Origin of the sequence: Citrobacter sp. MGH105, assembly GCF_001037485.2 — a bacterium.
GTDB lineage: Bacteria > Pseudomonadota > Gammaproteobacteria > Enterobacterales > Enterobacteriaceae > Citrobacter > Citrobacter portucalensis.
Map to the genome: position 1 here is coordinate 289,804 of NZ_CP073048.1, position 16,638 is coordinate 306,441.

Annotated in this window: 19 protein-coding genes; all 19 read right to left on the reverse strand. The window is 53.3% G+C overall.

What is annotated here, in order from left to right:
* On the reverse strand, window positions 1-1,230 hold the full coding sequence (locus SK35_RS01325; RefSeq protein WP_003827516.1) for a beta-ketoacyl-ACP synthase: 1,230 nt from the start codon (window positions 1,228-1,230) through the stop codon (window positions 1-3).
* Entirely contained in the window at window positions 1,227-1,958 is a 732-nt protein-coding gene (locus SK35_RS01330) for a 3-ketoacyl-ACP reductase FabG2 (RefSeq protein WP_008786386.1), read from the reverse strand. The genes SK35_RS01325 and SK35_RS01330 overlap by 4 nt, the downstream gene beginning before the upstream one ends.
* Window positions 1,955-2,431, reverse strand: coding sequence for an ApeP family dehydratase (locus tag SK35_RS01335; RefSeq protein WP_048215365.1), 477 nt, complete (start codon window positions 2,429-2,431; stop codon window positions 1,955-1,957). Before SK35_RS01335 ends, SK35_RS01330 begins: the two co-directional genes overlap by 4 nt.
* Window positions 2,428-3,597 (reverse strand): beta-ketoacyl-[acyl-carrier-protein] synthase family protein, encoded by a 1,170-nt coding sequence (locus tag SK35_RS01340; RefSeq protein WP_048215366.1) that lies wholly within the window; start codon window positions 3,595-3,597, stop codon window positions 2,428-2,430. Before SK35_RS01340 ends, SK35_RS01335 begins: the two co-directional genes overlap by 4 nt.
* A gap of 1 nt (window position 3,598) precedes the next feature.
* A complete protein-coding gene (locus SK35_RS01345) occupies window positions 3,599-4,183 on the reverse strand; it encodes a DUF3261 domain-containing protein (protein ID WP_048215367.1) in 585 nt (194 codons plus the stop codon).
* Window positions 4,176-6,497, reverse strand: coding sequence for an MMPL family transporter (locus tag SK35_RS01350; protein ID WP_048215368.1), 2,322 nt, complete (start codon window positions 6,495-6,497; stop codon window positions 4,176-4,178). Before SK35_RS01350 ends, SK35_RS01345 begins: the two co-directional genes overlap by 8 nt.
* A complete protein-coding gene (locus tag SK35_RS01355) occupies window positions 6,466-7,071 on the reverse strand; it encodes a LolA family protein (RefSeq protein WP_048215369.1) in 606 nt (201 codons plus the stop codon). Before SK35_RS01355 ends, SK35_RS01350 begins: the two co-directional genes overlap by 32 nt.
* The gene (locus SK35_RS01360; RefSeq protein WP_008786381.1) at window positions 7,068-7,490 is read right to left on the reverse strand and encodes an acyl-CoA thioesterase; all 423 of its coding nucleotides are present in this window, start codon (window positions 7,488-7,490) and stop codon (window positions 7,068-7,070) included. Before SK35_RS01360 ends, SK35_RS01355 begins: the two co-directional genes overlap by 4 nt.
* A gap of 3 nt (window positions 7,491-7,493) precedes the next feature.
* Complete coding sequence (locus SK35_RS01365) at window positions 7,494-9,185, reverse strand: glycosyltransferase family 2 protein (RefSeq protein ID WP_048215370.1); 1,692 nt, start codon at window positions 9,183-9,185, stop codon at window positions 7,494-7,496.
* The gene (locus tag SK35_RS01370) at window positions 9,176-9,529 is read right to left on the reverse strand and encodes an ApeI family dehydratase (protein ID WP_020996070.1); all 354 of its coding nucleotides are present in this window, start codon (window positions 9,527-9,529) and stop codon (window positions 9,176-9,178) included. The genes SK35_RS01365 and SK35_RS01370 overlap by 10 nt, the downstream gene beginning before the upstream one ends.
* The gene (locus SK35_RS01375; RefSeq protein WP_048215371.1) at window positions 9,516-10,877 is read right to left on the reverse strand and encodes an AMP-binding protein; all 1,362 of its coding nucleotides are present in this window, start codon (window positions 10,875-10,877) and stop codon (window positions 9,516-9,518) included. Before SK35_RS01375 ends, SK35_RS01370 begins: the two co-directional genes overlap by 14 nt.
* Entirely contained in the window at window positions 10,874-11,455 is a 582-nt protein-coding gene (locus SK35_RS01380; protein ID WP_048215372.1) for a hypothetical protein, read from the reverse strand. Before SK35_RS01380 ends, SK35_RS01375 begins: the two co-directional genes overlap by 4 nt.
* Before the next feature lie 6 nt (window positions 11,456-11,461).
* Window positions 11,462-11,713, reverse strand: coding sequence for an acyl carrier protein (locus SK35_RS01385; RefSeq protein ID WP_003827536.1), 252 nt, complete (start codon window positions 11,711-11,713; stop codon window positions 11,462-11,464).
* A gap of 12 nt (window positions 11,714-11,725) precedes the next feature.
* On the reverse strand, window positions 11,726-11,983 hold the full coding sequence (locus SK35_RS01390; protein WP_003827537.1) for a phosphopantetheine-binding protein: 258 nt from the start codon (window positions 11,981-11,983) through the stop codon (window positions 11,726-11,728).
* Entirely contained in the window at window positions 11,964-12,779 is an 816-nt protein-coding gene (locus SK35_RS01395) for a lysophospholipid acyltransferase family protein (RefSeq protein WP_048215373.1), read from the reverse strand. Before SK35_RS01395 ends, SK35_RS01390 begins: the two co-directional genes overlap by 20 nt.
* On the reverse strand, window positions 12,776-13,498 hold the full coding sequence (locus SK35_RS01400) for a beta-ketoacyl synthase chain length factor (RefSeq protein ID WP_048215374.1): 723 nt from the start codon (window positions 13,496-13,498) through the stop codon (window positions 12,776-12,778). Before SK35_RS01400 ends, SK35_RS01395 begins: the two co-directional genes overlap by 4 nt.
* A gap of 40 nt (window positions 13,499-13,538) precedes the next feature.
* A complete protein-coding gene (locus SK35_RS01405) occupies window positions 13,539-14,600 on the reverse strand; it encodes a class I SAM-dependent methyltransferase (protein WP_003827540.1) in 1,062 nt (353 codons plus the stop codon).
* A 68-nt stretch (window positions 14,601-14,668) separates the two neighbouring features.
* Entirely contained in the window at window positions 14,669-15,046 is a 378-nt protein-coding gene (locus SK35_RS01410; RefSeq protein ID WP_122973906.1) for a hypothetical protein, read from the reverse strand.
* A gap of 470 nt (window positions 15,047-15,516) precedes the next feature.
* On the reverse strand, window positions 15,517-16,563 hold the full coding sequence (locus SK35_RS01415) for an AI-2E family transporter (RefSeq protein WP_048215375.1): 1,047 nt from the start codon (window positions 16,561-16,563) through the stop codon (window positions 15,517-15,519).
* Window positions 16,564-16,638: the final 75 nt, after the last annotated feature.

Here is a 16,638-nt window from a genome sequence, read left to right on the forward strand (position 1 = left end):
TCACGGCCAACGTTTAATGATGATAGAAGTATTTATGCCGCCAAACGCAAAGTTGTTGCTCTGCAAAAACTCGCAATCAATCTTGCGGGCTTCACCCATAATGTAATCCAGCGCGCCACAATTGGCATCTGGCTGACTCAAATTTAGCGTAGGCGCAAACCAGCCTTCACGCATCATTTGCAGACTCATCCAGGCCTCTAGTGCGCCACAAGCGCCAAGGGTATGTCCAAAATAGCTTTTAAGCGAGGATAGCGGAACATTATCACCATAAATTGCAGAGGTTGCCTGACTTTCTGCAACATCACCACGATCGGTTGCGGTTCCGTGCGCTGAAATATAGCCGATATCCCGGGCACTAATACCTGCCATATTCAGCGATTTTTCCATGCAAATCTGCATTGTTTCGCGCTGCGGCTGGGTGATATGGGCAGCATCGCAGTTAGTGGCAAAGCCAACGATTTCACCATAAATCGTTGCTCCGCGCGCTTTAGCGTGTTCCAGCTCTTCCAGTACTAGCGTACCTGCACCTTCTCCGATGACCAGACCATCGCGTTTTTCATCGAATGGGGATGGGGTGGTTTTCGGCTCGTCGTTGCGCTGACTGGTTGCGAATAACGTATCAAACACGGCGGCTTCGGAAGGACACAGTTCTTCTGCGCCGCCGGCGACCATCACCGTTTGATAACCGTGTCGAATGGCTTCCCATGCATAACCAATTGCCTGGCTACCGGATGTGCAGGCGCTGGATGTCGGGATGACTCGCCCACGCAGACCGAAAAACAATCCGGTGTTAACGGCAGTGGTATGCGGCATCATTTGCACGTAGGTCGTGCCGGTGATGTTATTGGTGTGTTTCTCGGTCAGCATGGTCGCGAACTCGCTCACTGGACCGGTACTACCGGTTGATGAACCATAAGCGATCCCGGTTTCACCGTTAGTCAGTACCCGATCGCCAATCAGCCCGGCTTGCTCAAGCGCCAGCTCTGTTGCGCGGGTGGACATCAGCGATACGCGCCCCATGGCGCGAATTCGCTTGCGGGTATAGTGTTCCGGCAGAGTGAAGTCGTCGATCGGCGCTCCCAGCAGTGTGTGTAGTCCGTCATAAACCTGCCACTCCGGCATTTTGCGTACCGCATTTTCATATGCCAATAACCTGGCGGAGACAGCCTGCCAGTTTTCCCCAAAGGCGGTGACGCCGCCCATGCCTGTAATCACGACACGACGTGTCATAACATCCCTCCATTGATGGAAATCACCTGGCGAGTTACATAGCCCGCCACATCCGACATTAAATAACTGGCAAGCCCGGCCACTTCTTCAGCCTGACCTATTCGTTTCATGGGAATCATCGACATCGCCTCTTTCAATGCGGCTTCTTCCATCTCGATCATCCCGGTATCAATGAGTCCCGGTGCAATGCAGTTTACGGTAATTTTGCGTTTTGCCAGTTCGATAGCCAGCGCTTTGGTGGCACCAATAATTCCGGCTTTTGCCGCACTGTAATTGACCTGACCGCGGTTGCCCATCACGCCCGAAACCGAAGACAGTGTGATGATACGGCCCCCCTGGCGTGCGCTTATCATCGGCATAATGCACGGATGAATGACGTTGTAAAAGCTGTCGAGGTTGGTATGGATCACCGAATCCCAGTCGTTATCACTGAGCGCAGGGAAAGCGGCATCCCGAGTGACTCCAGCGTTGCTGACAATGCCGTACCATGCGCCGTTTGCCTCAATATCTTGCGACAGTATTTCACGGCACTGCTCGCGATTGGCAACGTCAAATGTCAACAGGCGCCCTGCGCCGCCAGCGGCGAGGATAGCATCCAGCGTTTCTTGTGCTCCTTGCACATCGCGATGATAGTGTACGCCGACCACAAAACCGTCCGCGGCCAGTTGTCTGGCGATGGCGCGACCGATACCTTTGCTGGCACCCGTAACTAAAACTGAACGGCTCATGTGGACGCTCCTTGTTGAAATAGCGTGTTAATTTCTTCTGATGTCGGCTGGAAGGTGTTGACGCGACCGGTTGCCAGCGTCTCGTTGTCTGCCTGGATGGCACATTCAAAGCTACCGAATCGTGCATCCTGCATCAGCAATTTGACATGGATACTCAGCTTCTTCCCGGCAGGCAGAACACCTGTAGCACAGACTAACTCACGTGCGCCCAGTACCATGCCTAACGTAATACTCGCCTGACCTTGTTGCTGGCGGTGCCAGCCAGACCAGACGCCAATGGTCTGCGCCATGAGTTCCAGTGCGAACCAGCCAGGCAGATTGCCATCAGGGTCGAGAAAAGGGGCCAGTACGCTGTTTGCTGAAACCGTCACGTGGCAGGTGGCGGTTTCGTCCGCCACACTGACGACCTCTTCAAGAAGCAGCATCGGCGCATCATGCGGTAAATAATCGCCCGGTGATAAATAGTGGCTCATGAGATTCTCCCGAGCAGGATGCTGGCATTATTGCCACCGAAGGCAAACGAATTAGACAAGATAACCGGGCGAGTCAGCGGCTGCGGCTGTTCAATGATGCCGCAGGGTGGCAATGTTTCATCGCGTGGCGACTGGCTAAAATCCTGCGGCGGCAGCGGCAGCTCGCGTTGCAGAATCAGCATACTGATCGCTGCTTCGGTGATCCCCGCAGCGCCCAGCGTGTGCCCGGTCAGGTGTTTGGTTGAACTGCACGGGACCGTTTCGCCAAATAGCGCGCTCACGACGTTGGACTCAATCTGATCGTTTAACGGTGTGGCGGTACCGTGCAGATTGATATAGCCCACGTGTTCCGGCGTCATTCCTGCGTCGTTAAGCGCCTGGCCGATGGCGCGAATGGCACCTTCCCCCTGTGGATGGGGAGCAGAAATATGGTACGCGTCGCTGGATTCGCCGACGCCAAGGAGCGCGATAGGCTGTGGCTCGCGGGTTAATACCATCAATGCGGCGCCTTCGCCAATGGTGATCCCACAACGGTTGCGGCCAAACGGCTGACACAGCGTTGGGGAGAGTGATTCCAGACTGTGGAATCCGTTGATTGGCATTCGGCTTAGCGTATCCGCACCGCCGACAATGGCGATATCGACCAGACCAGATTCGATCAAACGACATCCGCTCATGATAGCTCTTGCACTGGACGAGCAGGCGGTTGAGAGCGTAAAGGCCGGGCCATCCAGCGCCAGCCAGTGGCTAAGAAAACGCGACGGATCGCCCAGTTCCTGTTGCGGATAGCGCCAGTCAGTGCTCTCTTTGCCGTTGAGCATCAAATCTACGTGAACGTCACCCTCATCCAGACCGGAGGTGCTGGTGCCGAGAACAACAGCAATACGATCGCGACCAAATCGGGCGATAGCGTCGTCCACCTGCGGCTGGATTTGCATCAGTGCTGCCAGCAATAGCTGGTTGTTGCGCGAACGATGAGCGCTAAAGTGCTGAGGAATAGCGGGCAGCTCACCGTCAACGCCTGCTAACACGGCGGATGGGTGTCCTTGCAGCCAGCCCGTGCGCGGGCGCATTCCCGGCGCTATGCCACGAGTGATGTTGGCTGCGATTTCATCAGTGTTATTGCCCAACGCATTAATCATGCCAACGGCAGAAATGTAGATCATCTCAGTCACCCAGGTATTGAATGGTGATGTGGTATTTAAAAACGTGCTGTTCAATGCTGATCGGTTCGCGTTTTCCTTTTCGATTCAGATACGTGATTTCCGTGACCACTTTGCCGCGGGCATTGCGCAGCTCACGCGTGTCACCCGTATCGACGAGCGTCCAGCCTGTGGGTAATTGCGGTTGCCAGGCGCTAATCGGCCAATGACTTAGCATCACGTCAGCCAGCACCTGGCTGGCTGGCGGCAATTGTGGAACGATGATCGATTGCTCGGTGTGCAGTCCTTTTTCATCGTAAGTCACGAGGAACAGGCGAATGCCGACTGATGACAGCCCGGCAAGTGTGATTTTCTTGTCATCAGCATTGAGCATGACCAACAGTGACTGAGTTTTGCCGTTGAAACTTCCGGTTAGTAGCTGTTGTGAATTCACCGCGGGAGAAATCCCCGGGGCAGGTAGCGTTACACGAGTCCCCGGCTCTAACCAGGCTTGCGGGCGGCCTTTCTGTTCCGGCTGCGAGTGGCTGCAACCTGCCAACAGCAACGTGGCGACGAGCGCAGCGGTGCGCCAGAATCTCTGTTTAATCATCTTCTTTTTTTCTCTTTTTTCCTGGCATCGCCAGCGGTGACAGCAGGAAGGCGGTGAAAATACCGCTCACTAGCACAATGCCAAAACTGCTGATTGCCTGAGTGGCGCTAAAGACCAGCATGCCGAGCGTCAGGAGCGTGGTCATCATTGCCAGCGTGATAGCCAACAGCGATGTCAGTGGCGTACCGCGTGGATTACTGAAAAACAGCGTGTAGTTAATGCCAATTCCCAGTACCAGCACCAGTGCCAGCAGCGAGAACAGGTTGAGCGCATGACCGCTCAGGGCCAGTACTGCCAGACCACAACCTAAAGACAGCACGGAGGGTACCAGGCTAATTAAGCCCTTACGCCAGCCAAGCCGAATGACGGCGCCACAGGCAATTACCGCCAGCGCAATGCATAGCAGGCCGGTCAGAATATGGCGATAAAGGGAAAACAGGTTGTCAAAGCTGCTCTTACGATCCACCCACGCCACGCCGGAATATTTCGCGCTGAGCGTATTTAAAGCATCACTTTGTTTCACCCCTTCAACGGGAACCAGTACGCTGCTTTCGCCATCAGCCAGAGACAACCATAGCAAGCGCCAGCCTTCACTGGCCGGGCTGGCAAGCCAGGCATCGACGGTTACGGGCATGGCGCTAAGATCTGTGTTCACCGTCGCCAGACCGGCGTTGTTTAAGGCTTTCGTGATGGCGGGCGCGGCATCTTTTAGCAGAGACAGATCCTGCTGTTGCCGGGCGAGTGAATTGAGCGGAATGGTGCGATATCCGCTGAGTAACCCGTCTTTTTTTGCCTGTTCCAGCGCGGGGATAAAGGTTTCCAGCCGCTCCAGCGTTTGCTGAGCGGATTTGCCGTACACCACAAACCACTTCTGGTCGACGCTTTGCCCGGTCAGGGCTGTAATCGCTTTTTCCTGAGCAAGAATTTCCTGCGGCAGCGCCTGTAACTGGGAGATATCATCGTCTACGCGTAGCGTCGCCATACCTGCCAACGAGAACAACGCCAGCGCCACCGGCAGGCCAACGGATAATTTCTTATTCCGCCGCCATGCAGCAAGCCAGCGTAGCATGGGTACCATTGCCGGCACCGGGCGTACCGGCAACCGACGACACAACCACGGGTGCCAGAAAATGACCGTCAGGCAGGAGGCGCTCAGACCTACCGCCGCGAATACCGCCATCTGGCGAATACCGGGGAAGGGGGCCAGCATCATAATCAGATAAGCCGCTACGGTGGTGAGTAGAGCCAGGAGCAGGGCATTGCGCACTTTGGCAAGGCTTTGCCATGGCGATATTTCCGCACCGTGCACCATCCGTTCGGTCAAATAGTAGAGCGTATAGTCTGCGGAAATACCGATGATGCTCATGCTCATCACCAGCGTCATCAGATGGAGCTCGCCAAAAATCAGCAGCGTGACGACGGTCCCCGCCAACGCACCAATGCCAATCGAAATCAGGCACAGCAGCAGCGGACGCAGCGAACGAAATACAGCCACGATGAGCAGGATCACCCCGAGCACAGTGGCTATGCCGAGAGTAGAGATATCTTGTTTCGCCTGCTGGCTGGCGTAATCGCTATAGAACAGCGTCCCGCGAGACAACAGTTGAGCCTGTGGATAGTGGGCTTTTAGCTCACCTTCCAGCGTATTCAGCGTGGTGACCAATTGGTGCGTCTGTTGCATATCAAACGATGAGCCGGTCAACTCGCCATGTAACAGATACCAATAGTTGCCTTGCTCATCCTGGGTGACAAGCCAGCCATCCATCAGGCGCAGGCGCTGCCCGGTTTTGGCCATGGCCAACTGCGAACCACGCATCAGCATGAAGGGATCGTTTTGTAGCTCTTTGCCACTGACGCCGGAGAATGCGGAGTAAAGTTGGGACAGGATCCACTGGCCCTGCGCTTCACCGCCGTTTTGCAGCCGGGCGCGGGTCTCGTTATCTATCAGGCCGTTACGATGTTGCCAGAAGAAGGCCCCCCAGGCTTGCTGGCTGTCGGCATCCATTGGACCTTTTACCTGGGCTAGCGCGTGCGATTTTTGCAGTAAAGCCAACCAGTCCCGGGCTATAGCTGGGTCCGGTTGCTTACCGGGGCTCACCAGCCAGACCACCTGACGGTCAAGACGCTGCATAAATCCCTCGTTCAGGCCCGGAGGTATAGCGCCCAGCGTCTGCTTTGGCAACATGGCCAGCACGCTGCTGTTAAGGCGGGTCTGAGGTAGCAGCGTCAGAAAGATGCCCAGCAGAAGCAGGCAGACGACTCCCCATAACAGCGCGGGGCGTTTACTGGGCGGCAAAGCGTTGGCGTTCGTCATCGGTCAGTTGCGCTGGCGTTAGTTGGTGTTGGGAAAGCGCGATATCGGTGCGATCGCCCTGCTTATCATTGAGCTGAATGCTCTCCAGGTAGGTCTTTCCTGCTAAATCAATCGTCGCAAAAATCTTATCCAGCGGTGTGGTGATTGGCGTCAGGCGTAGCGTCCAGCGACCTTCTCCTAAGTCTGCAAACTCCACGCGGAAGTTTTGTTCCAGCACTTTACGATCCGCCTGGAATAACGCCCGTAGCAGATGATTAAACTGGAACATTTGCGGGTTATTCTCAGCGGTAATGGTCTGCGGTGGTTGACCGTTAATTGCCTGAACCATCCGTTTGTCGTCCAGCAGCAGCTGCATCGGGAACGGGGACGTTTGATCCCACAGCAACCCCTGGTCGCGGGCGATCAACATCTTGCCCTGAGATCGCAGCGGCTGCGGCAGATCCTTTATCGTCCGGGTTTGATCGAAGTGGGCGCGAACCACCGGTTGTTCGGTAAAACGCTGTTGTAGGGAGTCGAGCGTCAGGGCACTGACGAAAGGGCTGACGAGCAGCACGAGCAATGGCCATAATTTCATGGTGTCACTCCCATCCGTTCAAACAGAATATCCGGGCTGACAAAGCACAGTTCACGGCTTTTTTCGTCGACGGCGACCTGGATGGTGTAGCCTGTTGTGGCGCGTTTACCTGTTTCGGCATCAAAAATTTCGTAGCCGATATGCAGGCGATTTTCGTACTCTTTAATTTGGGCGCGTACACGGATACGCTGCTCGAAAGTCAGCGCATTGCGATACTTCACCCGAGTGTCGACCACGGGCCACAGATAGCCAGATTCTTTCATCTGCCGATAGCCATAATCGAATTGGTTCAGCAGTGCCTCACGGGCAATCTCGAAGTAACGGAAGTAGTTACCATGCCACGCTACGCCCATCATATCGACGTCGTGAAACGGAATAGTTAGCTCGACTTCAGCCGTAAAGCGGGGATCGTTAAGCACCCTTTACTCCTTGTCATTGGTATCCGGCAGTTGCCAGAAATCGAAAAAGTTAAACCAGTCGAGGGGCGACTGAAGCGCATAGTGCTCAAGGCGTTCGGCGTAGCGATCGACAGTATTCTGTAATGCCTGTTGTCGTGTGGCGCGCGGTAAGAGCAGCGGGTCGGCAAACGGTTCGCAGTAGATGTGGAGTTTCTCCTGCTGACGCAGGGCAAAAATCAGATCTACAGGGCAGCGTAAAATAGACGCGAGAATAAACGGGCCCTGAGGGAATGGCGCGTTTTGCCCCATAAAGCGGCTCCAGCACACGCGCCACTCGCCGCCGCGTTGGGGATTGACTGCGATGCGATCGCCTACGATGGCTACCCATTCACCGCGCTCCAATTTCTCTTTGAGCAGAATGGCAGTATCTGGACCAATACTGTTCACCGGGAGCAGATTTAATCCAGCCTGCGGGGCCATCTCTTGCATGATTTGTTTAAAGCGTTGGGCGTTATCGCTAAATACCAGCGCATTGATTGTTTTACTGCCCTGTAGCTGGGCCAGTGCCCGACAGGCCTCGACATCGCCAAGATGTGAAGCCAGTAGCAGTTTTCCCCGAGGATCGCTGATATTCAGCGTCGTTTCTGCACCTGGTGCAAAAATCACATCGCGACCGAAGTGCAGCTCACCACGCCAACTGGCGATCTTATCCAGCATCGCGCCGCCAAAACGCAGGAAATGCTGATAACTGGTCAGGTTTGGCGGTACTGGCATCCGCCGTGTGATCAGTTGCGCCCTTACGCGGCTAATCCAGCGTTGAGAGGCTTTTCGGGCAGTTGAAGCGCTGAGCCAGTATACGCCGACGACCGGATACAGTAGCAGGGAGAAGGCTTTGTGACCCAGTACACGCCAGACCAGTAGCATCAGGCGCATTCCCCACAACCCTTTGACTTCCTGTTGCTGCGCCCAGTGTGTCGATGAACGACGACAAAGCAGGGAGGGGATGCGTGGCAACATGCCAAAGAACAGGCGAGTGTGCATCAATGAAATGTGCAAATTGTCTTTAAGCGCGTCGAAATGGGATAGCCCGTCCTGCGGATAGGTGACTCGCGTGGGGATAAAATAGCTGGTGTTGCCTTGCCAGTAGAGGCGCACCATCACTTCAGTATCAAAATCCATCCGTTTGCCGAGCGTTACGCGCTGTGCCAGTTGCAGCGTGGGGGCCACCGGATACACCCGGAAGCCGCACATACTGTCTTTGAGCTGCAACGAGAGCGTTTCTATCCACACCCAGATATGGGTTACCCAACGACCGTACAGGCGCGAGCGAGGAACCGAATCATCGTAAATCGGTTGCCCGGAAATCAGTGCTGTCGGATGTTCTTTTGCCAATGCAAGCAGCCTGGGAATATCTTCAATGGCATGTTGCCCGTCGGCATCGACTTGCACGGCATGACTGAACCCGGCATCTGCCGCCGTCTGCATTCCGCGAATAACCGCCGCGCCTTTGCCTGCGTTGATGGGCAGGCGAATTAACGTCAGATTGCTGTATTCTGCCGCCAGGCGTGCCAGTTCATCTCGTGTAGTCTCGTCACTGCCATCGTCCACCACAATGCAGGGGAGATTGAACGGCTGAAGACGATCCAATACGTCCGACATCATCGCGCCGTGGTTGTAGCAGGGGATCAACACGCACGGGGAAAAGGTTAGCGGCATAACCGAATCTTCCCGCTGCTGGCGGTATGGCGCACGTCACCGTCGTGGCGCTGGTAGCTAAAAGAGAGCATCTGACGCGCTTCCTGCCAGCTCAGACTCAGGGTGACGGTGGCCTCTGGCAATAACGGCGACTGGAACTTCACGTTTTGAATACTGTGAAAACGCCAGCCAGGGGCCAGCAGCGTGGTGGCGTAATCCATCGCCCAGTTCAGCTGTGCAACGCCCGGCAGCAGTGGCTGCACGCTAAAATGCCCGCTGAACCAAAACAGAGAAGGGTCGAGTTGTAAAACAATCTCAGCCTGATGAGGCAGTGCCTGATGGCGCTCGATTTCATGGGGTTTCATGAAATAACTCCTGTAATTGCGCATAGACACGCTTGTTCATACTGTTGACCGGAATCTCATCAATCACCCGCCAGTAGCGGGGAACCGCGACAGGCTCCAGCCAGGGCAGCAGCGAACGTCGCCAGGTCAGTTCTTGCGGTTTACCACCGCACTCAAGCCAGCGTTGCCGGGCTTCGTCATCCAGTACCAGCAGGACGCCAACGCCCTGACGTCCTCCACGTGAGACCGGCAATGCCGCGACTTCACAGATACCATCCAGTGCCAGTAAACGTTGCTCCACTTCGCTGAGTGAAATGCGTTTCTCTTCAATTTTGACCACCCGCCCGCGTCTGCCCATCAGGCGGAACTGTCCATTTTCGATAAACTGCAGTACATCATCGAGTAACAGGCCATCATCAGCGTTAATTAGCGGTGAAAACACACGAAATGCGTCGTCTTCTGACTGGAATCTGACGCCGGGAAAGGGCAGCCATGCCACATCATCCTGATGGCGATAGCGCCACGCAAGGATCCCGGTTTCAGTGCTGCCGTAGATCTCATCGGGCCAGACATTTAGCCAGTCAGCAGCCTGCGTGACGTCCTGCCAGGGCAGCATGCCGCCCGCAGACAAAATCAGTTCGACCGGCGGCGGTGTCAGGTTGTGGTCGAGGCGTTTCAGAAACGCCGGGCTGCTGATAAACGCATACCGATGCTCAGCGCTCAGCGCCGCCAGTTGTTCGGCATACCAAAGCATCGCCGCGTGCAGCGGCAGACCTAAGGCCATCGGCAAAAAGATACGGAACGTCAGGCCATACAGATGTTGCGGTACCACTGACGCGACCACCCGGCAACCTGCCAGACGATCGGCAAAGCGTGTAGCGAGCAATGCCGCTTCGCTATCCAGACGAGCGATCGGTTTGATCACGCGTTTCGGCTGGCCGGTCGAACCGGAAGTGAATAGCTCCACAAAGGCGTCACTGCGTATTGCTGGGAACGTGATGTCGTGAGCCACGGATGTCATGGCGGAGCTGACCACCCGCAGCGTTCCCTGCCAGTCCATCGCTTTATCGCTCAGTACGCCGTCAAACAGCAAGTGCTGCTCGTTTAACAACGAAACGCGACAATGTCCTGGGATCACCGGTGTTTTGCCGGCATAGAGCGTTGCCAGCAGCGCGACGATGAATAAATAGCTGTTCTCGAAGCACAATGCCCAGCGTTCACCTTCCTGCTGTCGCAGATATGTTATCAACTGGGCCACATCATGGCGCAGATGGCCAAGCGTCCAGGTATGCTCTTCCTGCCACGCAACAGGAACGTCGTCCGGACGTGGGGCACAGAGCCATTGAGCGAGTGTGAGGGGCTGCTTCATTGGGTATCTCGTTTTATCACCAGTTGGCGAATTAACCACTCGCCTACCATCAATGTTCCCATTAGCAGATAGGAAACCATGCCGTTCCAGGTGGTCCACAGGGTCATATCGCCATTCAGTGCGGTAAAGAGCGCAATGCTGCCATTGAGGATGAAAAAGGCGCACCAGATTTGTGTCACACGGCGCGTGTAGCGCACGCCCGCATCGGGCAGATTTGGGTCGCGCAGTCGTGCCAGACGTTCAACAATGGGCATTGCTGACCATAACGATCCACCAAAAACCAACAGCATAACGGCGTTTACCACTACCGGATAAAACAGCAGCAGCTGGTGCGTTTTGAGCAGATAACTGGCAATGCACAAGGTGATACCCGCGACCGCCACTACCTGTGTCACGACGCGCAGCGGCCCCGCCTGTCGCCGGGTCTGGCGAAAGCGTAAAAAAAGGAGTAGCGCCATCAACGGTAGCAACCAGTGCAGACTGTTATGCGCCAGGCCAAACCAGATCAAAAACGGCCAGGCCAGCAACAGTAGACCTGTCAGCAGTTGTACGACTGGCAACGAGCGTGTGCCCGACACGGAGAATTACGCTTCTTTGAGAAGGCGTTCTACCGCATCGACGACATCTTGTACGGTGCGAACTGCTTTGAACTCTTCCGGCTTGATTTTCTTACCGGTTTTCTTTTGCAGATGCACGATCATGTCGACGGCATCGATGCTATCGAGTTCCAAATCTTCGTACAGGCGCGCCTCAGGCTTGATATCTTGCGGGTCAACTTCAAACAGCTTGACCAGCAGCGAGGAGACTTCTGCGTAAATGGCTTTTTGTTCGGTCATAACGGACTATCCTCAGGCACGTTGCGCGTGAATGAAAGATGCCAGCGTGGCGACGGAGAAGAAGTGCTGACGCATTTCTTCGCTCTCTGCTGAGAGGATCACGCCATACTCGTTTTTCACCGCCAGACCCAGCTCCAGGGCATCGATTGAGTCCAGACCTAAGCCATCGCCAAAGAGTGCCGCTTCGGTTTCAATATCATCAGCTGTCAGTTCGTCGAGATTCAATGTCGTTATAATGAGATTTTTGATTTCAAGATAAAGCGCTTGCATCATTAATTCCTGAAAGAGGTAAAGTACCTGGTTGTAATTGAAGCAAAAGATGCCGGTTCAACTGCCTTGCGGCCAGCGCCGGTTCTTGTGAGTTTGCGTCGTAAAATTGGTCGATCTTAACCCGTTCGTGTACTGAAATGGTAAACATCGGTTTTACAGATGGGACGTTGTACCATTGGCTTTCTTTATCCAGCATTTGTTCGCTGCAGTTAATAGTCACTATGCGTAAATCACTGCTGCAGCGCACGGCGATATTTGCTGCACCACGCTGTAACGTCATTGCTTCTCCGGGGCGTGTACGGGTTCCCTCGGGGAAAATTAAAATGGTATCGCCTTGCTTCAGACGTTGCTGGCAAGCGGGCAATAGCGCATCAGCCTGGCTGTTAATCAGATAATCTGCGGCCCGGACTACGCCGCCGAGAAAAGGATTTTTTAGTAGTGCACTTTTCACCAGACAGTCGGTTTCTGGCATGACCGAGGCCAGTAGGACATAGTCGATGAGCGTCGGGTGGTTGGCGACGACAAGACACCCTTGTTCGTTGCGTAAAATGTCTCGCCCTTCAATCTGGTAATCCAGCACGCCAAGCCGCTTCGCCACGGTTAAGAAGAGACGAAAACTGGCGGCGATACTGCGTCTGGCGATACGCCGACGTCGGGCTTTATCCCATACCGCGATCAGCAGGACGTTAAACCAAATCGTAGATAGGAGGAGCCCGCCGAGGCCAAACAGGGCAAAGCAAAAACCGGTCATCACCAGTCGCCATACCCGGTTAAGCCGCAGGATCATCGTGTTCATCCCTGACTCCACTGCCACTGTACGCGTTCGCCAGGCAGGGTAAACGCCCTGGCATCTTGTAAGTAATGTTGTAAAAACAACAGGCTTTGCGGCAACGTTGTCTCGTCCTGTGCGCTGTGTGGACGGGTTTCACATTGCCAGCTATCACCGGATTCAATAACCAGCGCGACGGCAAACGGCCACGTTGGCATGTCTGGTGGTAACTGTGGGTGATAAAACTCGGGCAGAAAACCGTCGAAATCGACCATCAATACGCGCTGATATCCCGCCTGCAACAGCCCGATGACTTCGCATAACCCCTGCTGGAATGTATCCCTGCCAGCAGAAAGCGAGGAGGAGACAATCGGTTTTTTTGCGGCGATGGTCAGGTTACCCACAGCAGAGTTATGGACAGAAAGGGCAAAATCGGTCGGTGAGAGCGCTTGCTCAGTCGCGAGAGCGTGCAGGATCCTGTAGTTACGCTCCAGTTCACCATGGCGGCTGGTATACAAAACGGCATTGATATCATGACGGCGTAGCATCGCCAGACCGCAATCGACGGCCAGTTTGCTACCGGAACTGAGGCGGCGAGCTGTCATCATCGGTAACTCATGGAGCTTAGCCAACGGCGCGGTGGGATCGATGGCGTGCGAAAGCCGTGACCATTCATGCCACTGTTCTGTTTCGCTTAACCCTGGTGCCTTGGCCTGCCAGTCAATAATGTTGAAAGCAAATTTCATCAACGCGTATCCGCGGTAAATCGGTTGTTCCGATTGTTTCTTATTTTTTCTTCTGACATATCAATAAAGTATGCCCAACACCTAAGTTGTCGTGGCGTTCATCTACCTGAAAACCTGCCTGATTCAGATAGTGATAAAACTTCTCTACGCTGTAGAAACGGCTGTTGCCATTCGCCATACAGGTAAAATAAAGCGAAGACGCATTCAGGCTAAATGAGGCCGCCTCAAATTTTTGGGCATCCCAAAACAGCTCCATAATGCACAGCTTCGCGCCCGGTTTCATCACCCGAGCAACGTTGCTTAGCATAGCGATAATTTGTTCCGGGGAAAAACAGTCCAGGAATTGGCTCATCCACCAGATATCAGCGCCGTCAGGTAAAGGCGAGTCGCTAAGCATATCCACAGCATGGAAATTTATGCGATGAGATAATCCTGCATTTTCTATATTTTCGCGGGCAAGTGCAATTTGTTGCGGCAAATCTAAGAGGGTGACTGTAATATTGTCATCATGTTGACAACAACGTAATGCCCATTTTCCGGTATTTCCACCGACATCGTACAGGGTTGCAGGGGCGCTGGCGAATACATATGGCAATGCGGCATCAAATGCGCCATCTGAATAGTAATGATCAAAAGCAAACCAACTTTCACGCGCAGCCAGCGGTAATTGTGATAGCGCAGGATAGATTGTTGGCCAGTCGCCAAAAATTTTTAGTCCCGCGGGTTTTCCATCTTTCAACGCATTTTCAAGATAGAACAATCCTTGGTAGCAAACATCCTGAGTGAAGTCCATATTCACGCGCGTCATCGTGTCATGTAAAAGAAAATGACCGACTTTAGCGAGGTAATAATATCCTTCTTTGTGGGTAATGATTCGCCCACTTAACCCCATATCCAACAGGATGCTGGCGGCATATTCGTTGATGGTGCTGTTTTCGGTAATTTCGTCGAGCGTGGCGCCGCGTTTACCTTGCTTGTCTAGCCAGGTGAGTACTCCCGCATTTCGCAGACACAACGCGGTTTGAAAAAGCATAGGGGCAAAGGCGATACGTTGTGCTTCAGTAATGGCATCCAGTGCGCTAAGCGAATCCTGTTCGTACATGTGGGGACAACCTGTTAAATGGCAGATAATAAGAGTATCGGGCCTTTTCAGCCCGACTTTAGGCATAATTACAGATTGGCGCCGGCTGACAGATTAAGCTGGATGTCTTTATCCAGATTGCGTACCCAGCGGTTATAGTTTTTGTGAATTTTTCCACCAGATGCCTGCAGGTTGAGGCTGCTGTCGTATTTGATGTCATAGCTGGTGGCGGTATAAGTGATACGGACTTCAGCTACATGATCGCGGGTTTGTTGGCGAGCTTTAATAACACCTGGTCCGGCTTCAGACATGACCCATTGGCGTTGAATACCGGCTTTCAGGATCGCGGTTTTAACCTGGTCCTGAGTATGCCCCGCGCTCACACTGGTGTGAACTTGATCAATCGGCGCAGTACGTGCACAACCCGCCAGAGCACCGACAACGGCAATGGCCGCAAACCACTTAATATACTGTTTCATTAAAGCTCCCTATCAAAGTACCGTTTATACGTATTAAATAATAAACTCCGAAATCATGGGCACCTTGTATTGCCTATGATTATATTTAAGCTAAATTAGCATTTTATTTCATATGGTTGGTAGCAAGGTAATGAGATGACCGGATAGTAATATCCCAGGACTTTCTTCAACAGAAATTTTTCAGCATCATCATTGGCGAGAAGTATAGATTTTTAGAGAAAATGTATCAAATAAAATAACCTTTAAAGCTAAGTAGATAGCTTAAGTTAAATGCTTTGGGGGGATTCATTATTTTTATGCGTTTTGGTAAAGAAACCATCATCTTGACTTATGTATTTTCTTTATAAAGAATGAAATCCCTTTCACTCTTTATTTAAGATAAGCTTCTATATATAACTGCGTTAGCGTCATTTTAACGGTCATATAAAAATATAAAAACTACCTCGGTTGGTAGTTTTTCAGGGAAGCCGACTTTTGGGCCTGCCGGGCCCCAGCAAAATCGCCAGTTTGCTGCCGCCAGTGGTCGTTTCCATCCAGATTTTACACACGCTGGTTAATGGCACGGAGAGCAACATGCCGACCGGACCGAGCAGCCATCCCCATACCAACAGAGAGAGGAAGACGATTAGCGTCGATAATCCCAGCCGATGCCCCATCATTCGGGGTTCGAGAATATTGCCAATCACCATATGCACCACCAGAAATAGTGCGCCAACCAACAGACATTCGTAAATGCCATTAAATAGCAGTGCCTGGATCATGGGCGGGACGGCGGAAATGACCGAGCCAATGTTGGGCACGTAGTTTAACAGGAATGCCAGTACGCCCCACATCAGAGCAAACTGAATCCCCATCAGTGCCAGTCCCAGCCAGATTATGGCACCGGTCCATAAGCTGAGCAGCGTTTTCAGCGCCAGATAGTGTGACACACCCTTCAGTGCCCGATGTAGCCCCGCAATGTGGATTTGCGGATTATTCAACGCAAAACGCATCTTATAGGGGACATGACGCACCTCAAACAGCATAAAAACTACCGTCATCACCAGCAGAAAGACGCTGGCCATGGCACCAGAAAGACTCGTCATCAGCGTGGTTGTGAAGGTCATCAGCTTGTCAGAGTCCATGCGTTGCAGTATACGTTCCGGGGACATATGCAGATTCAGAAAAGGCACCATCTCTTGCAAATACAGAACCTTGCGCGTTAGCTCCTTATTGTATTTTGGCAGCAGGTCCATGAATTCAGTGATTGACGACGCCAGCACGCCAACCAACGCCGTAAGAACGATCAGCATCACCACCACGACTAAGGTAATAGCGATTGGGCGACCGACTCCCCGGCGGATAAACCAGGTGACCAGTGGATTCAATACAATGGCAAAAAAGAGGGCCAGCAGCAGCTGCACAATGATATCCGCCGCGGCATGGATGCCCGCGAGGATCACCACCAAAGCGGCCAGTTTGAGCAAAATATGCATACCCGTTTTATCGGGCTGAGCGGTTGTCATGTTTTCTTCCTGTTTGCGTTTTTGCATTAAGTGTAGCGGTTGGCTTACGTCTGTTATTCCTAAACTGGCTGCTGA